This is a genomic window from Serratia sp. FDAARGOS_506 (assembly GCF_003812745.1).
Taxonomy (GTDB): domain Bacteria; phylum Pseudomonadota; class Gammaproteobacteria; order Enterobacterales; family Enterobacteriaceae; genus Serratia.
This window is the reverse complement of the sequence record NZ_CP033831.1, coordinates 304909-317102: the sequence shown is the minus strand read 5'-3', so window position 1 is coordinate 317102 and position 12194 is coordinate 304909. Positions and strand designations below refer to the sequence as shown.

Genomic DNA, 12194 nt, shown 5'->3' with positions numbered 1-12194 from the left:
CGCGCGGCTTTTACTTCGGCTTACAACTTTCGTCACAAATATCGCCGGGATAGGCGGGCCGTCCGACGCTTATTTGTGTTACGTTATAACAAATGCAGGTATGACAGGATAATGATGAAGTTACGTCGTCTTTTGGCTGCCTTCGGCGTCGTGTTCAGCGCCGGTGCGCTCGCTCATCCGCACAGCTTTATCGACATGAACACCACCTTCGTCGCCAAAGACCAGCGGCTGGTCGGTCTGAAAATGGTGTGGGTGATGGATGAAATCACCTCGGCGGATCTGCTCTACGATGCGAAAAATGCCAAGAGCGATTCGGAAGTGTGGAAAAAGCTGGCGGCGGAAGTGATGGCCAACGTGTTGGGGCAGCACTATTTCACCGATCTTTACCGCGACGGCAAGCCGGTGAAATACCTGAACTTGCCCAGCGAATATCACCTGTCGCGCCAGGGCAATCAGGCGGTGTTGGAGTTCGTGCTGCCGTTGGCCGAACCGCAGCCGCTGGCGGGCAAGCCGTTCGAACTTTCTACTTACGATCCGACTTATTTCGTGGATATGACCTATAAAGACCAAAATGCGCTGCATCTGCCGCCGGAGATGGCGCAGCTGTGCAGCTACAAGCTGATGACGCCGAAGCCGAATGCGTCGCTGCAGGCCTATGCGCTGTCGCTCGACAAGAACGACTCGCCTGGCGAAGACCTGGCGCTGGGGCAACAGTTCGCCCAGCGGGTGACGCTGCAATGTCGTTAAATCTCTCACAACCGACGACGAGCCGGCGCCACTGGGCCTTCGGCCTGTGGCCGCTGCTGCCGTTCACGCTGGCGCTGACGGCCGCCGCGCTGCTGGCGTGGCACTATTGGCCGCAGCTGCTGATGCAGAGCGTAGTATGGCAAAAAGCGCTGCATCAGCAGATGGCGGGGCTGTTGCAACAGGTGAAGGCCGCGCCGCAGCAGGCCGGGCTGGCGCTGATGTTGTTCAGCCTCGGTTATGGCGTTTTGCATGCGCTCGGCCCCGGCCACGGCAAAGTGGTGATCGCCACCTACCTGGCCACCCATCCGGCCCGGCTGAAAAGCAGCCTGAAGCTGACCTTCGCCGCCTCGCTGGTGCAGGGCGGGGTAGCGATCGCACTGGTCACGCTGATGCTGGTGGTATTGCAGCTCTCTTCGCGCCAGCTGCACCAAAGCAGCTTCTGGCTGGAGAAGGGCAGTTTTATTCTGGTGATGCTGCTTGGTGTGCTGCTGAGTTGGCGCGCGCTGAAACGCCTGTTTGCGGCGATCAAGGCGATGCGCCCGGCGCCGGCGCTGCGCATCAACAGCCTGACGCCGCTGGCGGCGGATCATGTGCACAGCGCCCACTGCGGCTGCGGCCACCGCCATCTGCCGAGCGACAGCGAGTTGCAGGCGGGAAGCGATTGGCGCACCCAGACCGCCATCGTGCTGGCTATGGGCATGCGCCCCTGTTCGGGGGCGATTTTGGTGTTGCTGTTCTCCAAGGTGATCGGCGTGTTCGGCTGGGGAGTGATCTCTGCGCTGGCGATGGCGTTCGGCACCTCGTTGACCATCTCGATGCTGGCGCTGCTGGTACATTACAGCCGCCGGTTGGCGGTGCGTCTCAGCCGTTCGCGCACGCCCGCCGCCTGGAGCGCGGTGGCTTGGGGGGCGTTGGCGCTGGCCGGCGGTCTGATCCTGTTGGCCGCCGGGCTGCTGCTGTACGCCAGCGCGCAGCCGGAATTCGGCGGCGGCATCCGCCCCTTCTCCCGCTAGCGGGCATAAAAAAAGCGCTGCATCGGCAGCGCTTTTTTTTCGATTCGCTTCTGGCGATTAACGCTTCAGCGCTTCGCTCAGTTCTTCACGCATGGTGGCCAGCATGGCTTTCACTACGCGCGGGTTGCCTGCAACCACGTTGCCGGAGCTGAAGTGGTTGTGACCACCGACGAAGTCGGTCACCAGGCCGCCGGCTTCACGCACCAGCAGTTCGCCCGCGGCGAAGTCCCACGGCTTCAGGCCGATTTCGAAGAACCCGTCCACGCGGCCGGCGGCCACATAGGCCAGATCCAGCGCTGCAGAACCGGTGCGGCGGAAGTCTGCGCACTGGGTGAACAGCTTGCCGACGATGTTGATGTAAGGCGTTGCGTGCTGCTTGACCTTGAACGGGAAGCCGGTCGCCAAGATGGTGCCATCCAGATCTTTGGCGTTGGTGCCGCGCAGGCGGTAGCCGTTGAGCTGTGCGCCCTGGCCGCGAGTGGCGGTGAACAGTTCGTTGCGCATCGGATCGTAGACCACGGCCACTTCAGTACGGCCTTTGATGCGTACGGCGATGGAAACGGAGAAATGAGGGAAACGTTTGATGAAGTTTGCAGTGCCATCCAGTGGATCGATCACCCATTGCACATCGCGATCTTCGCCGATCAGCTCACCGCGTTCTTCGCTCACGATACTGTGTTGCGGGTAAGACTTGCGGATGACGTCGATGATCAGATGCTCTGCATCGCGATCGACGTTGGTGACGAAGTCATTGGTCCCTTTCTGGCTCGCTTCTACAGCGTCCGGGGTTTCGTAGTTTTTGGCAATCAGGTTACCGGCCTTGCGCGCAGCGCGCACGGCGATAGTCAGCATCGGATGCATGGGTATCTTCCAACTAGGATGTTAAAGAACAGGAAACGGCGCGAAGTATAGCAGCTGTTCGGCAAATTGCCTACGGCTGTGTTAAGATGCTGCGATTTTCCGCCACGCTCAGAGTTTGTATGCTGCACAATATCCGCATTGTTCTGGTAGAGACTTCACATACCGGCAACATGGGCTCGACCGCCAGAGCCATGAAAACCATGGGTTTAACCAACCTTTATCTGGTTAATCCGCTGATCAAACCCGATTCTCAGGCCATCGCCCTGGCTGCCGGCGCCAGCGACGTGATCGGCAACGCCACTATCGTCGATACCCTCGACGACGCCATCGCCGGCTGTAGCCTGGTGGTGGGCACCAGCGCACGTTCCCGCACGTTGCCGTGGCCGATGCTGGAGCCGCGTGAATGCGGGGTGCGCGCGGTGCACGAAGGCGAACACGCGCCGGTGGCGCTGGTGTTCGGCCGCGAACGCGTCGGGCTGACCAACGATGAACTGCAGAAATGCCACTACCACGTCGCCATCCCTGCCAACCCGGACTACAGCTCGCTGAACCTGGCGATGGCGGTGCAGATCCTGGCGTACGAAGTGCGCGTGGCTTACCTCGATCGCCAACAGGCGGGCGCGCCGCAGCTGGAAGAGACGCCGTATCCGCTGGTGGACGACCTCGAGCGTTTCTATCAGCACCTGGAGCAGACGCTGCAGCGTACCGGCTTTATTCGCCCGTCCCATCCGGGCCAGGTGATGAGCCGCCTGCGCCGGCTGTTCACCCGCGCTCGCCCGGAAGGGCAGGAGCTGAATATCCTGCGCGGTATGCTGACGTCGATCGAGAAACAGGATAAACATCAAGGTAATTAATTGATGTGGCATAACGATGGACGACAATAGTATTAGTTATCCAAAGGTTATAACATGTATTTTATATACCTTTGTTCTTGCTAAGTTCAAAACGTGCTAATACTTGAGTTAATTACTGGGTTAAATAGTTGACTGTTTTACTCAGGAATGTCAGACTTTCGGCCATATTTGACCAACAGGTAACCATTGAGCTATGAGACTGACATCCAAAGGCCGTTATGCCGTAACCGCTATGCTCGACGTAGCGCTGCATTCCCAGGAAGGGCCGGTGCCACTGGCGGACATTTCCGAACGCCAGGGTATTTCGCTCTCTTATCTGGAACAATTATTCTCCCGTCTGCGCAAGAATGGCCTGGTGGCCAGCGTGCGTGGACCGGGCGGTGGTTATCTGCTGGGTAAAGACGCGGGTGAGATCGCCGTTGGCGCTGTCATCACTGCCGTCGATGAATCGGTAGATGCAACCCGTTGCCAGGGCAAAGAAGGCTGTCAGGGCGGCGATCGCTGCTTGACCCATGCCCTGTGGCGCGATCTGAGCGAGCGCATCAGCGGGTTCCTGAACAACATTACGCTGGCTGAACTGGTCAACAACCAGGAAGTGCTGATGGTCGCGGATCGTCAAAACAACGATACGCGCCGCACGGCCAACGGTCGTCCGCAAGAAACTATCAACGTTAATCTGCGCGCATAAGCAGCTGGCGAAATTATTTTAGTTTTTGGAAGTGATGTACGGAGCACAAGAGCAATGAAATTACCGATTTATCTGGATTACTCAGCAACGACGCCGGTTGACCCGCGCGTTGCTGAGAAGATGATGCAGTTTTTGACCTTGGACGGCACTTTCGGCAACCCGGCTTCCCGTTCCCACCGTTTCGGTTGGCAGGCGGAAGAGGCGGTAGACATCGCCCGTAACCAAATTGCCGAACTGGTGGGCGCCGATCCACGCGAAATCGTCTTCACCTCCGGGGCGACCGAATCCGACAACCTGGCGATCAAAGGCGCTGCCAATTTCTACCAGAAAAAAGGCAAGCACATCATCACCAGCAAAACCGAACACAAAGCCGTGCTGGACACTTGCCGTCAGCTGGAGCGCGAAGGGTTTGAAGTGACCTACCTGGCGCCGCAGAGCAACGGCATCATCAGCCTGCAGGATCTCGAAGCGGCGATGCGCGATGACACCATTCTGGTCTCCATCATGCACGTCAACAACGAAATCGGCGTGGTGCAGGATATCGAAGCGATCGGCGAAATGTGCCGCGCGCGCGGTATCATTTACCACGTTGACGCCACCCAGAGCGTGGGCAAACTGCCTATCGATCTGAGCAAGCTGAAAGTTGACCTGATGTCGTTCTCCGGCCACAAAATCTATGGCCCGAAAGGCATCGGCGCGCTGTACGTGCGCCGCAAGCCGCGTATCCGCATCGAAGCGCAGGTACACGGCGGCGGTCACGAGCGCGGCATGCGTTCCGGCACCCTGCCAGTCCACCAGATCGTCGGCATGGGCGAAGCTTACCGCATCGCCAAAGAAGAGATGACCGAAGAGATGGCACGTCTGCGCACCCTGCGCGATCGTCTGTGGAACGGCGTGAAAGATATGGAAGAAGTGTATCTGAACGGCGATCTGGAGCACGGCGCACCGAACATCCTGAACGTCAGCTTCAACTACGTTGAAGGCGAGTCGCTGATCATGGCGCTGAAAGACCTGGCCGTTTCCTCCGGTTCAGCCTGTACCTCCGCCAGCCTCGAGCCGTCCTACGTGCTGCGTGCGCTGGGCATGAGCGATGAACTGGCGCACAGCTCGATCCGTTTCTCCTTGGGGCGTTTCACCACGGAAGAAGAGATCGACTACACCATTCAGCTGGTGCGTAAATCCATCGGCCGTCTGCGCGATCTGTCCCCGCTGTGGGAGATGTTCAAGCAGGGCGTGGACATCAACAGCATCGAATGGGCGCATCATTAATTCTCAGGTTTCAGGAGCAAGGTCATGGCTTACAGCGAAAAAGTAATCGATCATTATGAAAACCCGCGTAATGTGGGTTCTTTCGACAACGAAGATCCTACCGTCGGCAGCGGCATGGTAGGGGCGCCGGCCTGCGGCGACGTCATGAAGCTGCAAATCAAGGTTAACGATGAAGGCATCATCGAAGACGCGCGCTTTAAAACCTACGGCTGCGGTTCTGCCATCGCCTCCAGCTCGCTGGTGACCGAATGGATGAAGGGTAAATCGCTGGATCAGGCAGAAGCGATCAAAAACACCCAGATCGCCGAAGAACTGGAATTGCCGCCGGTCAAAATTCACTGCTCGATCCTGGCTGAAGATGCCATCAAAGCAGCGATTGCCGACTATAAGAGCAAGCATAGCGCCAAGTAATTTGTCTGAGTCGGCCCGGCTGCGCCGGGCTTTGATTTGAAGTGTGAGGTTGTGATGTCTATTACCATGAGCGACAGCGCTGCGCAGCGTGTTCAGGCGTTTTTGACGAACCGCGGCAAAGGTCTCGGCCTGCGTCTGGGAGTGCGAACTTCCGGCTGCTCCGGGATGGCGTACGTGCTGGAATTTGTTGACGAAGCCAACGATGACGACATCGTGTTTGAAGACAAAGGCATCAAGGTGATCATCGACGGCAAGAGCCTGGTCTACCTTGACGGCACCGAGCTTGATTTCGTTAAGGAAGGCCTGAACGAAGGCTTCAAGTTCAACAACCCGAACGTCTCAAGCGAATGCGGCTGCGGCGAGAGTTTCAACGTCTGACAGTCCATCGTGCTCCCCCGTTTCGGCGGGGGAACTTCATCCGCTAACGCCCAGAGCACGCTATGGATTACTTTACTTTATTCGGGCTGCCAGTTCGCTACACCGTGGACGGCAGCCTGCTTGCGTCCCGCTTCCAGGATCTGCAGCGCCAATTCCACCCCGATCGTTTCGCCAACCAGCCGGAGCGCGAACGCCTGATGGCGTTGCAGCAGGCGGCGACCATCAATGAAGCCTACCAGGCGCTGAAGCACCCGTTAAAACGCGCGGAGTATATGCTATCTTTGCACGGCTTCGATCTGGGCAACGAACAGCATACGATGCGCGACACCGCGTTCCTGATGGAACAGCTGGAACTGCGCGAAGAGCTCGACGCCATTGAGCGCAAGCCGGAGGCGGAGCGCCTGCTGGCCGATTTCGGCGCGCGGCTGGCCGTCTCCATCAAACAGCGCAGTGCGCTGATGCTGCAGCAGCTGGATGGCGAGCAATGGGCGGACGCCGCCGACACCGTGCGCAAGCTGCGCTTTTTGGACAAACTCCAGCAACAGGTTGAACAACTCGAAGAAAAACTGCTGGGTTTTGAGTAACACCTTCTGATTCTGATTGTGGAAGCTTCAACATGGCCTTATTACAAATTAGTGAGCCTGGCCTCAGCGCCGCGCCGCACCAGCGACGTCTGGCCGCCGGCATCGATTTAGGCACCACCAACTCGCTGGTCGCCACGGTGCGCAGCGGGCAAGCGGAAACGCTGGCCGACGAACAGGGCCGCCATTTGCTGCCTTCGGTGGTGCATTATCAGGCGGACGCGCAGCGCGTCGGTTGGGAGGCGCGCCAACAGGCGGCGCAGGATCCGGCCAATACCGTCAGCTCCATCAAACGCATGATGGGCCGCTCGTTGGCGGACGTGCAGCAACGTTACCCGAACCTGCCTTATCAATTCCAGGCCAGCGACAACGGCCTGCCGCTGATCGTCACCGCCGCCGGCCCGGTTAACCCGGTCGGCGTCTCCGCCGATATCCTGCGGGCCCTGTCCGCGCGCGCGCAAGCGGCGCTGGAAGGCGATCTGGACGGCGTGGTGATCACCGTTCCCGCCTACTTTGACGACGCGCAGCGCCAGGGCACCAAAGACGCGGCGCGTCTGGCCGGCCTGCACGTCCTGCGCCTGCTGAACGAACCGACCGCGGCGGCGATCGCCTACGGGCTGGATTCCGGTCAGGAAGGGGTGATCGCGGTTTACGATCTGGGCGGCGGCACCTTTGATATCTCCATTCTGCGCCTCAGTCGCGGCGTGTTCGAAGTGCTGGCCACCGGCGGCGATTCTGCGCTGGGCGGCGACGACTTCGATCACCTGTTGGCCGACTGGCTGCGCGAGCAGGCCGGCGTGGCCGATCGCAGCGACCATGGCGTGCAGCGCCAACTGCTGGATGCCGCCATCGCCGCTAAAATCGCGTTGAGCGATGCCGACAGCGTACGCGTTGAAGTGGCCGGCTGGCAGGGCGAGGTGACCCGCGCCCAGTTTGAAGCGCTGATCGCTCCACTGGTGAAACGCACGCTGATGGCCTGCCGCCGTGCGCTGAAAGACGCTGGCGTCGCTGCCGACGAGGTGCTGGAAGCGGTGATGGTCGGCGGTTCTACCCGCGTGCCACTGGTGCGTGAGCAGGTGGGGGCCTTCTTCGGCCGCACGCCGCTGACGTCGATCGATCCGGATAAAGTGGTCGCCATCGGCGCCGCGATCCAGGCTGACATTCTGGTGGGCAACAAGCCGGACAGCGACATGCTGCTGCTGGACGTGATCCCGCTGTCGCTGGGTCTCGAAACCATGGGCGGCCTGGTGGAGAAAGTAATCCCGCGCAACACCACCATTCCGGTGGCGCGCGCGCAGGAGTTCACCACCTTTAAAGACGGCCAGAGCGCGATGATGATCCACGTGCTGCAGGGCGAGCGCGAGCTGGTGCAGGACTGCCGTTCGCTGGCGCGCTTCACGCTGCGCGGCCTGCCGCCACTGCCTGCCGGGGGAGCGCATATTCGCGTGACCTTCCAGGTGGATGCCGACGGTCTGCTGAGCGTCACCGCGATGGAGAAATCCACCGGCGTTGAAGCGTCGATCCAGGTCAAGCCGTCGTACGGTCTGTCGGACAGCGAAATCGCCGGCATGATCAAGGATTCGATGGCCAACGCGCAAAGCGACGTGGGCGCGCGCAAGCTGGCGGAGCAACGCGTGGAAGCCGCGCGGGTGCTGGAAAGCCTGCAGGGCGCGCTGGCCACCGACGCCGCGCTGCTGAGCGAGGCGGAAAGCCAGGCGATCGCCGCCGCGACCCAGGCGTTGCAGCAGGCGGTGCAGGGGGAAGATCCCGCCGCTATCGAAGACGCCATCAAAACATTAGATGCACAAACGCAAGATTTTGCCGCGCGCCGCATGGACGCTTCCATTCGCCGCGCGCTGGCTGGCCATTCTGTGGATGAGGTTTAACCATGCCTAAAATTGTTTTCCTGCCCCATCAAGATCTTTGCCCGGAAGGGGCGGTTCTGGAAGCCGAAAAAGGGGAGTCGATCCTCAACGTTGCGCTGCGTAACGGCATTGAAATCGAGCACGCCTGCGAGAAATCCTGCGCCTGCACCACCTGCCACTGCATCGTGCGTGAAGGTTTCGATTCGCTGGAAGAGAGCAGCGAGCTGGAAGACGACATGCTGGACAAAGCGTGGGGGCTGGAGCCGGAAAGCCGTCTGAGCTGCCAGGCGCTGGTCGCCGACGAAGATCTGGTGGTCGAAATGCCGCGCTACACCGTCAACCACGCGCGTGAGCATTAATTGTTAGCCGCAGCGCCAACCCGGAGATCATAATGGGACTGAAGTGGACCGACAGCCGAGAAATCGGCGAAGCCCTGTACGACCAATACCCGGACACCGATCCGAAAACCGTGCGTTTTACCGACATGCATCAGTGGATCTGCGATCTGGAAGAGTTCGACGACGATCCGCAGGCTTCCAACGAAAAAATACTGGAAGCGATCCTGCTGGTCTGGTTAGATGAAGCGGAGTAAATAGCGTAACGGGCTGCCATGGGCGGCCCGTTTATTTTGTATCCGACAAGATTAATAAAAGAATAATCCGGAGTAAGAAGGCTATGACAACAGAATTCATGCAGGTCACGCTGTCGCAACAACCTGCCGACGCCCGTTGGGGCGAAAAAGCGCTGCTCAGCACCAACGGCGAAGGGATGACCATCCACCTGACCGGCGCCGACAAACTGGGCGCGATCCAGCGTGCGGGCCGCAAAATTGACAGTCAGGGCATCAAAAACGTCAAACTCGCCGGCGACGGTTGGGACTTGGAAAACAGCTGGGCGTTCTGGCAGGGTTACCGCGGGCCGAAAGGGCAGCGCAACGTCGAATGGGCCGAGCTGCCGGAAGCCGCACGCCAGGAGCTGGATAAGCGCCTGAAGATCGTAGACTGGGTACGCGACACCATCAACATGCCGGCGGAAGAGCTGGGGCCAGAGCAACTGGCGACCCGCGCCGTCGATCTGATGTGCGACGTCGGCTGCGATGCCGTCAGCTACCGTATCACCAAGGGCGAAGATCTGCGCGAGCAGAACTATGCCGGCATCCACACCGTCGGCCGCGGCTCCGAACGTCCGCCGGTGCTGCTGGCATTGGACTTCAACCCGACCGGTAACCCGGATGCGCCGGTGTTCGCTTGCCTGGTCGGCAAGGGCATCACTTTCGACAGCGGCGGCTACAGCCTGAAGCAGAGCGCCTTCATGGATTCGATGAAATCCGACATGGGCGGTGCGGCCACCATCACCGGCGCATTGGCGCTGGCGGCGGCGCGCGGTCTGAAGCAGCGCGTGAAGCTGTACCTGTGCTGCGCCGACAACATGGTCAGCGGCAACGCCTTTAAACTGGGCGACATCATTCGCTACCGCAACGGCAAAACCGTCGAGGTGATGAACACCGATGCGGAAGGGCGCCTGGTGCTGGCCGACGGCCTGATCGACGCTTCTGAGCAGAACCCGCAGCTGATTATCGACTGCGCCACCCTGACCGGCGCGGCGAAAACCGCGGTAGGCAACGACTACCATGCGCTGTTCAGCTTCGACGACGCGCTGGCGCAGGAGCTGCTGAGCAGCGCCGCCGCCGAGCACGAGCCGTTCTGGCGTCTGCCGCTGGCCGAGTTCCACCGCAGCCAGCTGCCGTCCAACTTCGCCGAGCTGAACAACGTAGCCGGCCCGGCCTACACCGCCGGCGCCAGCACCGCGGCGGCCTTCCTGTCGCACTTCGTCAAGAACTATCAACAAGGCTGGCTGCACATCGACTGTTCCGCCACCTACCGCAAAGGCGCGGTGGAGCAGTGGTCGGCCGGCGCGACCGGTCTGGGTGTGCGCGCCCTGGCCAATCTGCTGCTGAGCAAAGCCAAATAATTGAACGCCCGCCGCATCGGGCGCTAGAATGCGCATTATCTTCGGGGCCCAGCATGCTGGGCCTCGCTATTTGATCCCTGGAGTTTGCCATGAGTGCCCATCATCACGATGCCGCCCCGAGCGAGAACGAACTTGAACGCCTGCTGAAGCTGGCGGTGACGGAGCCGGCCCACCGCCCGGCGTTCTTCCGTGAACTGCTCGACGCCACGGTGCTGATCCTCGGCGACAGCGAGCAGGTGCAGCAGGACGGCGATATCACGCTGAACGCGGATACGCCGGTTAACATCCAGCATTGGGAAAAGCAGGACGGCGGCAGCATCATTCCGTTCTTCACTTCGCTGGAGGCGCTGCAGAAGGCCGTTGAGGACGAACAGCCGTTCATCGCCATGCCGGCGCGGGTGCTGTTCGAAATCACCCAGGGCGCGGATCTGTTCCTCAACCCGAAGGCGGAGTACGGCAAGGAGTTCTACCCGGAAGAGGTGGCGATGCTGCTGGCGACCGGCGGCGTCGTCAAACCGGTGGAGCATTACGTCGATAAAGAGACCCAAATCCTGCTGGGACAACCCGAAGAGTATCCGTCGGCGATGGTGGATGCGTTGACCACGCTGTTCAGCCAGCGCAAACCGGTGCGCCGCGCGTTTCTGGCGCTGATGCACGACCAGGCGGCGGACGAGAAGCCGAATCTGCTGATCGGGCTGGAAGTGGATGCCGAACCGGCGGAGATCGAGGCGTTGATCAACGAGGCCGGCAGCGTCGCCAGCGAAACGGCGCCGAACGACGAACCGGTGGATTTCTGCCTGGTGTCAGAGAACGAGCGCGGCATCAGCCACTACCTGATCGCCCATACGCAGCCGTTTTATCAGCGCCGCTGGGGCAGCTGGCTGCGCAATTTGATCCCGTCTACCGACAAGACCCAGTAGCGCCGCCGCGTTGTCGAAAATGACCCATGAAGATCATATTTTTTTAATGAAATGTTGATTTTCCCGTAGGCAAGCGTTAACGGCGCACATATAATCTGCGCCACTTGAGAAGGCCGGCAACATTGCAGACCGGCCTGTTTTGGAAGTCATACAGAGGCCATCATGACCGTAGAACGTACCTTTTCCATCGTTAAACCAAACGCTGTAGCTAACAACGACATCGGCGCTATCTACGCGCGTTTCGAGCGCGCCGGTTTCAAAATCATCGCCGCTAAAATGCTGCGTCTGACTCGCGAGCAAGCTGAAGGCTTCTACGCTGAGCATAAAGGCCGTCCATTCTTCGACGGTCTGGTTGAGTTCATGACCTCCGGCCCAATCATGGTGCAGGTTCTGGAATCTGAAAACGCCGTGCAGCGCAACCGCGACATCATGGGTGCAACCAACCCGGACAACGCCCTGGCCGGTACCCTGCGCGCCGACTACGCGGACAGCTTCACCGCTAACGCCGTTCACGGTTCCGACTCCGTTGAATCCGCACAGCGCGAAATCGCTTACTTCTTCAACGAAAGCGAAATCTGCGCACGTTAATCGTGCCGTTTCTGAGCTGATATCCAGGCATTCACCGGCTGAAACAAT

15 protein-coding genes are annotated in these 12194 nt (G+C 60.0%); 14 read left to right on the top strand and 1 reads right to left on the bottom strand.

From position 1 onward, the window contains the following. The first annotated feature begins 111 nt into the window (after positions 1–111). On the top strand, positions 112–747 hold the full coding sequence (locus EGY12_RS01830; RefSeq protein ID WP_371415411.1) for a DUF1007 family protein: 636 nt from the start codon (positions 112–114) through the stop codon (positions 745–747). Beyond that, positions 738–1760, top strand: a complete 1023-nt coding sequence (locus EGY12_RS01825) for a nickel/cobalt transporter (RefSeq protein WP_123892388.1) — start codon at positions 738–740, stop codon at positions 1758–1760. Before EGY12_RS01830 ends, EGY12_RS01825 begins: the two co-directional genes overlap by 10 nt. Positions 1761–1817: 57 nt before the next feature. Here the strand turns inward: EGY12_RS01825 and suhB are convergent, their stop codons facing one another. After that, entirely contained in the window at positions 1818–2621 is an 804-nt protein-coding gene (gene suhB, locus EGY12_RS01820; protein WP_004941400.1) for an inositol-1-monophosphatase, read from the bottom strand. A gap of 119 nt (positions 2622–2740) precedes the next feature. On the opposite strand from suhB, the gene trmJ reads away from it, so the two are divergent. The 12 genes from trmJ (at position 2741) to ndk (ending at position 12146) form a co-directional block, all read left to right on the top strand. Beyond that, a complete protein-coding gene (gene trmJ / locus EGY12_RS01815; RefSeq protein WP_025303916.1) occupies positions 2741–3475 on the top strand; it encodes a tRNA (cytosine(32)/uridine(32)-2'-O)-methyltransferase TrmJ in 735 nt (244 codons plus the stop codon). Between the two features lie 193 nt (positions 3476–3668). Further along, positions 3669–4163, top strand: a complete 495-nt coding sequence (gene iscR, locus EGY12_RS01810; protein WP_025159551.1) for a Fe-S cluster assembly transcriptional regulator IscR — start codon at positions 3669–3671, stop codon at positions 4161–4163. A 54-nt stretch (positions 4164–4217) separates the two neighbouring features. After that, a complete protein-coding gene (gene iscS / locus EGY12_RS01805) occupies positions 4218–5432 on the top strand; it encodes a cysteine desulfurase (RefSeq protein WP_015378780.1) in 1215 nt (404 codons plus the stop codon). A 24-nt stretch (positions 5433–5456) separates the two neighbouring features. Continuing rightward, positions 5457–5843, top strand: coding sequence for a Fe-S cluster assembly scaffold IscU (gene iscU, locus EGY12_RS01800; RefSeq protein WP_004941408.1), 387 nt, complete (start codon positions 5457–5459; stop codon positions 5841–5843). Positions 5844–5897: 54 nt separating this feature from the next. Continuing rightward, the gene (gene iscA / locus EGY12_RS01795) at positions 5898–6221 is read left to right on the top strand and encodes an iron-sulfur cluster assembly protein IscA (RefSeq protein ID WP_004941410.1); all 324 of its coding nucleotides are present in this window, start codon (positions 5898–5900) and stop codon (positions 6219–6221) included. A gap of 62 nt (positions 6222–6283) precedes the next feature. Next, a complete protein-coding gene (gene hscB, locus EGY12_RS01790) occupies positions 6284–6805 on the top strand; it encodes a co-chaperone HscB (protein ID WP_038874529.1) in 522 nt (173 codons plus the stop codon). Between the two features lie 32 nt (positions 6806–6837). Next, complete coding sequence (gene hscA, locus EGY12_RS01785) at positions 6838–8688, top strand: Fe-S protein assembly chaperone HscA (protein WP_123892387.1); 1851 nt, start codon at positions 6838–6840, stop codon at positions 8686–8688. A 2-nt stretch (positions 8689–8690) separates the two neighbouring features. After that, positions 8691–9026 carry an ISC system 2Fe-2S type ferredoxin gene (gene fdx / locus EGY12_RS01780; protein ID WP_004941417.1) on the top strand — a complete coding sequence of 112 codons (336 nt, stop codon included), beginning with the start codon at positions 8691–8693 and terminating at the stop codon, positions 9024–9026. Positions 9027–9058: 32 nt separating this feature from the next. After that, positions 9059–9259 carry a Fe-S cluster assembly protein IscX gene (iscX, locus tag EGY12_RS01775; RefSeq protein ID WP_006327336.1) on the top strand — a complete coding sequence of 67 codons (201 nt, stop codon included), beginning with the start codon at positions 9059–9061 and terminating at the stop codon, positions 9257–9259. Between the two features lie 83 nt (positions 9260–9342). After that, a complete protein-coding gene (gene pepB, locus EGY12_RS01770) occupies positions 9343–10638 on the top strand; it encodes an aminopeptidase PepB (protein WP_172962890.1) in 1296 nt (431 codons plus the stop codon). Between the two features lie 89 nt (positions 10639–10727). Then, complete coding sequence (gene sseB, locus EGY12_RS01765; protein ID WP_123892386.1) at positions 10728–11558, top strand: enhanced serine sensitivity protein SseB; 831 nt, start codon at positions 10728–10730, stop codon at positions 11556–11558. A gap of 162 nt (positions 11559–11720) precedes the next feature. Continuing rightward, entirely contained in the window at positions 11721–12146 is a 426-nt protein-coding gene (ndk, locus tag EGY12_RS01760) for a nucleoside-diphosphate kinase (protein ID WP_004941424.1), read from the top strand. Positions 12147–12194 lie beyond the last annotated feature (48 nt).

What these genes read in the sequence shown, in the direction of transcription:
- iscR (WP_025159551.1), top strand. Translation starts at nt 3,669, where the DNA reads ATGAGACTGACATCCAAAGGCCGTTATGCCGTAACCGCTATGCTCGAC.
- pepB (WP_172962890.1), top strand. Translation starts at nt 9,343, where the DNA reads ATGACAACAGAATTCATGCAGGTCACGCTGTCGCAACAACCTGCCGAC.
- sseB (WP_123892386.1), top strand. Translation starts at nt 10,728, where the DNA reads ATGAGTGCCCATCATCACGATGCCGCCCCGAGCGAGAACGAACTTGAA.
- EGY12_RS01825 (WP_123892388.1), top strand. Translation starts at nt 738, where the DNA reads ATGTCGTTAAATCTCTCACAACCGACGACGAGCCGGCGCCACTGGGCC.
- trmJ (WP_025303916.1), top strand. Translation starts at nt 2,741, where the DNA reads ATGCTGCACAATATCCGCATTGTTCTGGTAGAGACTTCACATACCGGC.
- ndk (WP_004941424.1), top strand. Translation starts at nt 11,721, where the DNA reads ATGACCGTAGAACGTACCTTTTCCATCGTTAAACCAAACGCTGTAGCT.
- iscU (WP_004941408.1), top strand. Translation starts at nt 5,457, where the DNA reads ATGGCTTACAGCGAAAAAGTAATCGATCATTATGAAAACCCGCGTAAT.
- hscB (WP_038874529.1), top strand. Translation starts at nt 6,284, where the DNA reads ATGGATTACTTTACTTTATTCGGGCTGCCAGTTCGCTACACCGTGGAC.
- suhB (WP_004941400.1), bottom strand. Translation starts at nt 2,621, where the DNA reads ATGCATCCGATGCTGACTATCGCCGTGCGCGCTGCGCGCAAGGCCGGT.
- EGY12_RS01830 (WP_371415411.1), top strand. Translation starts at nt 112, where the DNA reads ATGATGAAGTTACGTCGTCTTTTGGCTGCCTTCGGCGTCGTGTTCAGC.
- hscA (WP_123892387.1), top strand. Translation starts at nt 6,838, where the DNA reads ATGGCCTTATTACAAATTAGTGAGCCTGGCCTCAGCGCCGCGCCGCAC.
- iscA (WP_004941410.1), top strand. Translation starts at nt 5,898, where the DNA reads ATGTCTATTACCATGAGCGACAGCGCTGCGCAGCGTGTTCAGGCGTTT.
- iscX (WP_006327336.1), top strand. Translation starts at nt 9,059, where the DNA reads ATGGGACTGAAGTGGACCGACAGCCGAGAAATCGGCGAAGCCCTGTAC.
- fdx (WP_004941417.1), top strand. Translation starts at nt 8,691, where the DNA reads ATGCCTAAAATTGTTTTCCTGCCCCATCAAGATCTTTGCCCGGAAGGG.
- iscS (WP_015378780.1), top strand. Translation starts at nt 4,218, where the DNA reads ATGAAATTACCGATTTATCTGGATTACTCAGCAACGACGCCGGTTGAC.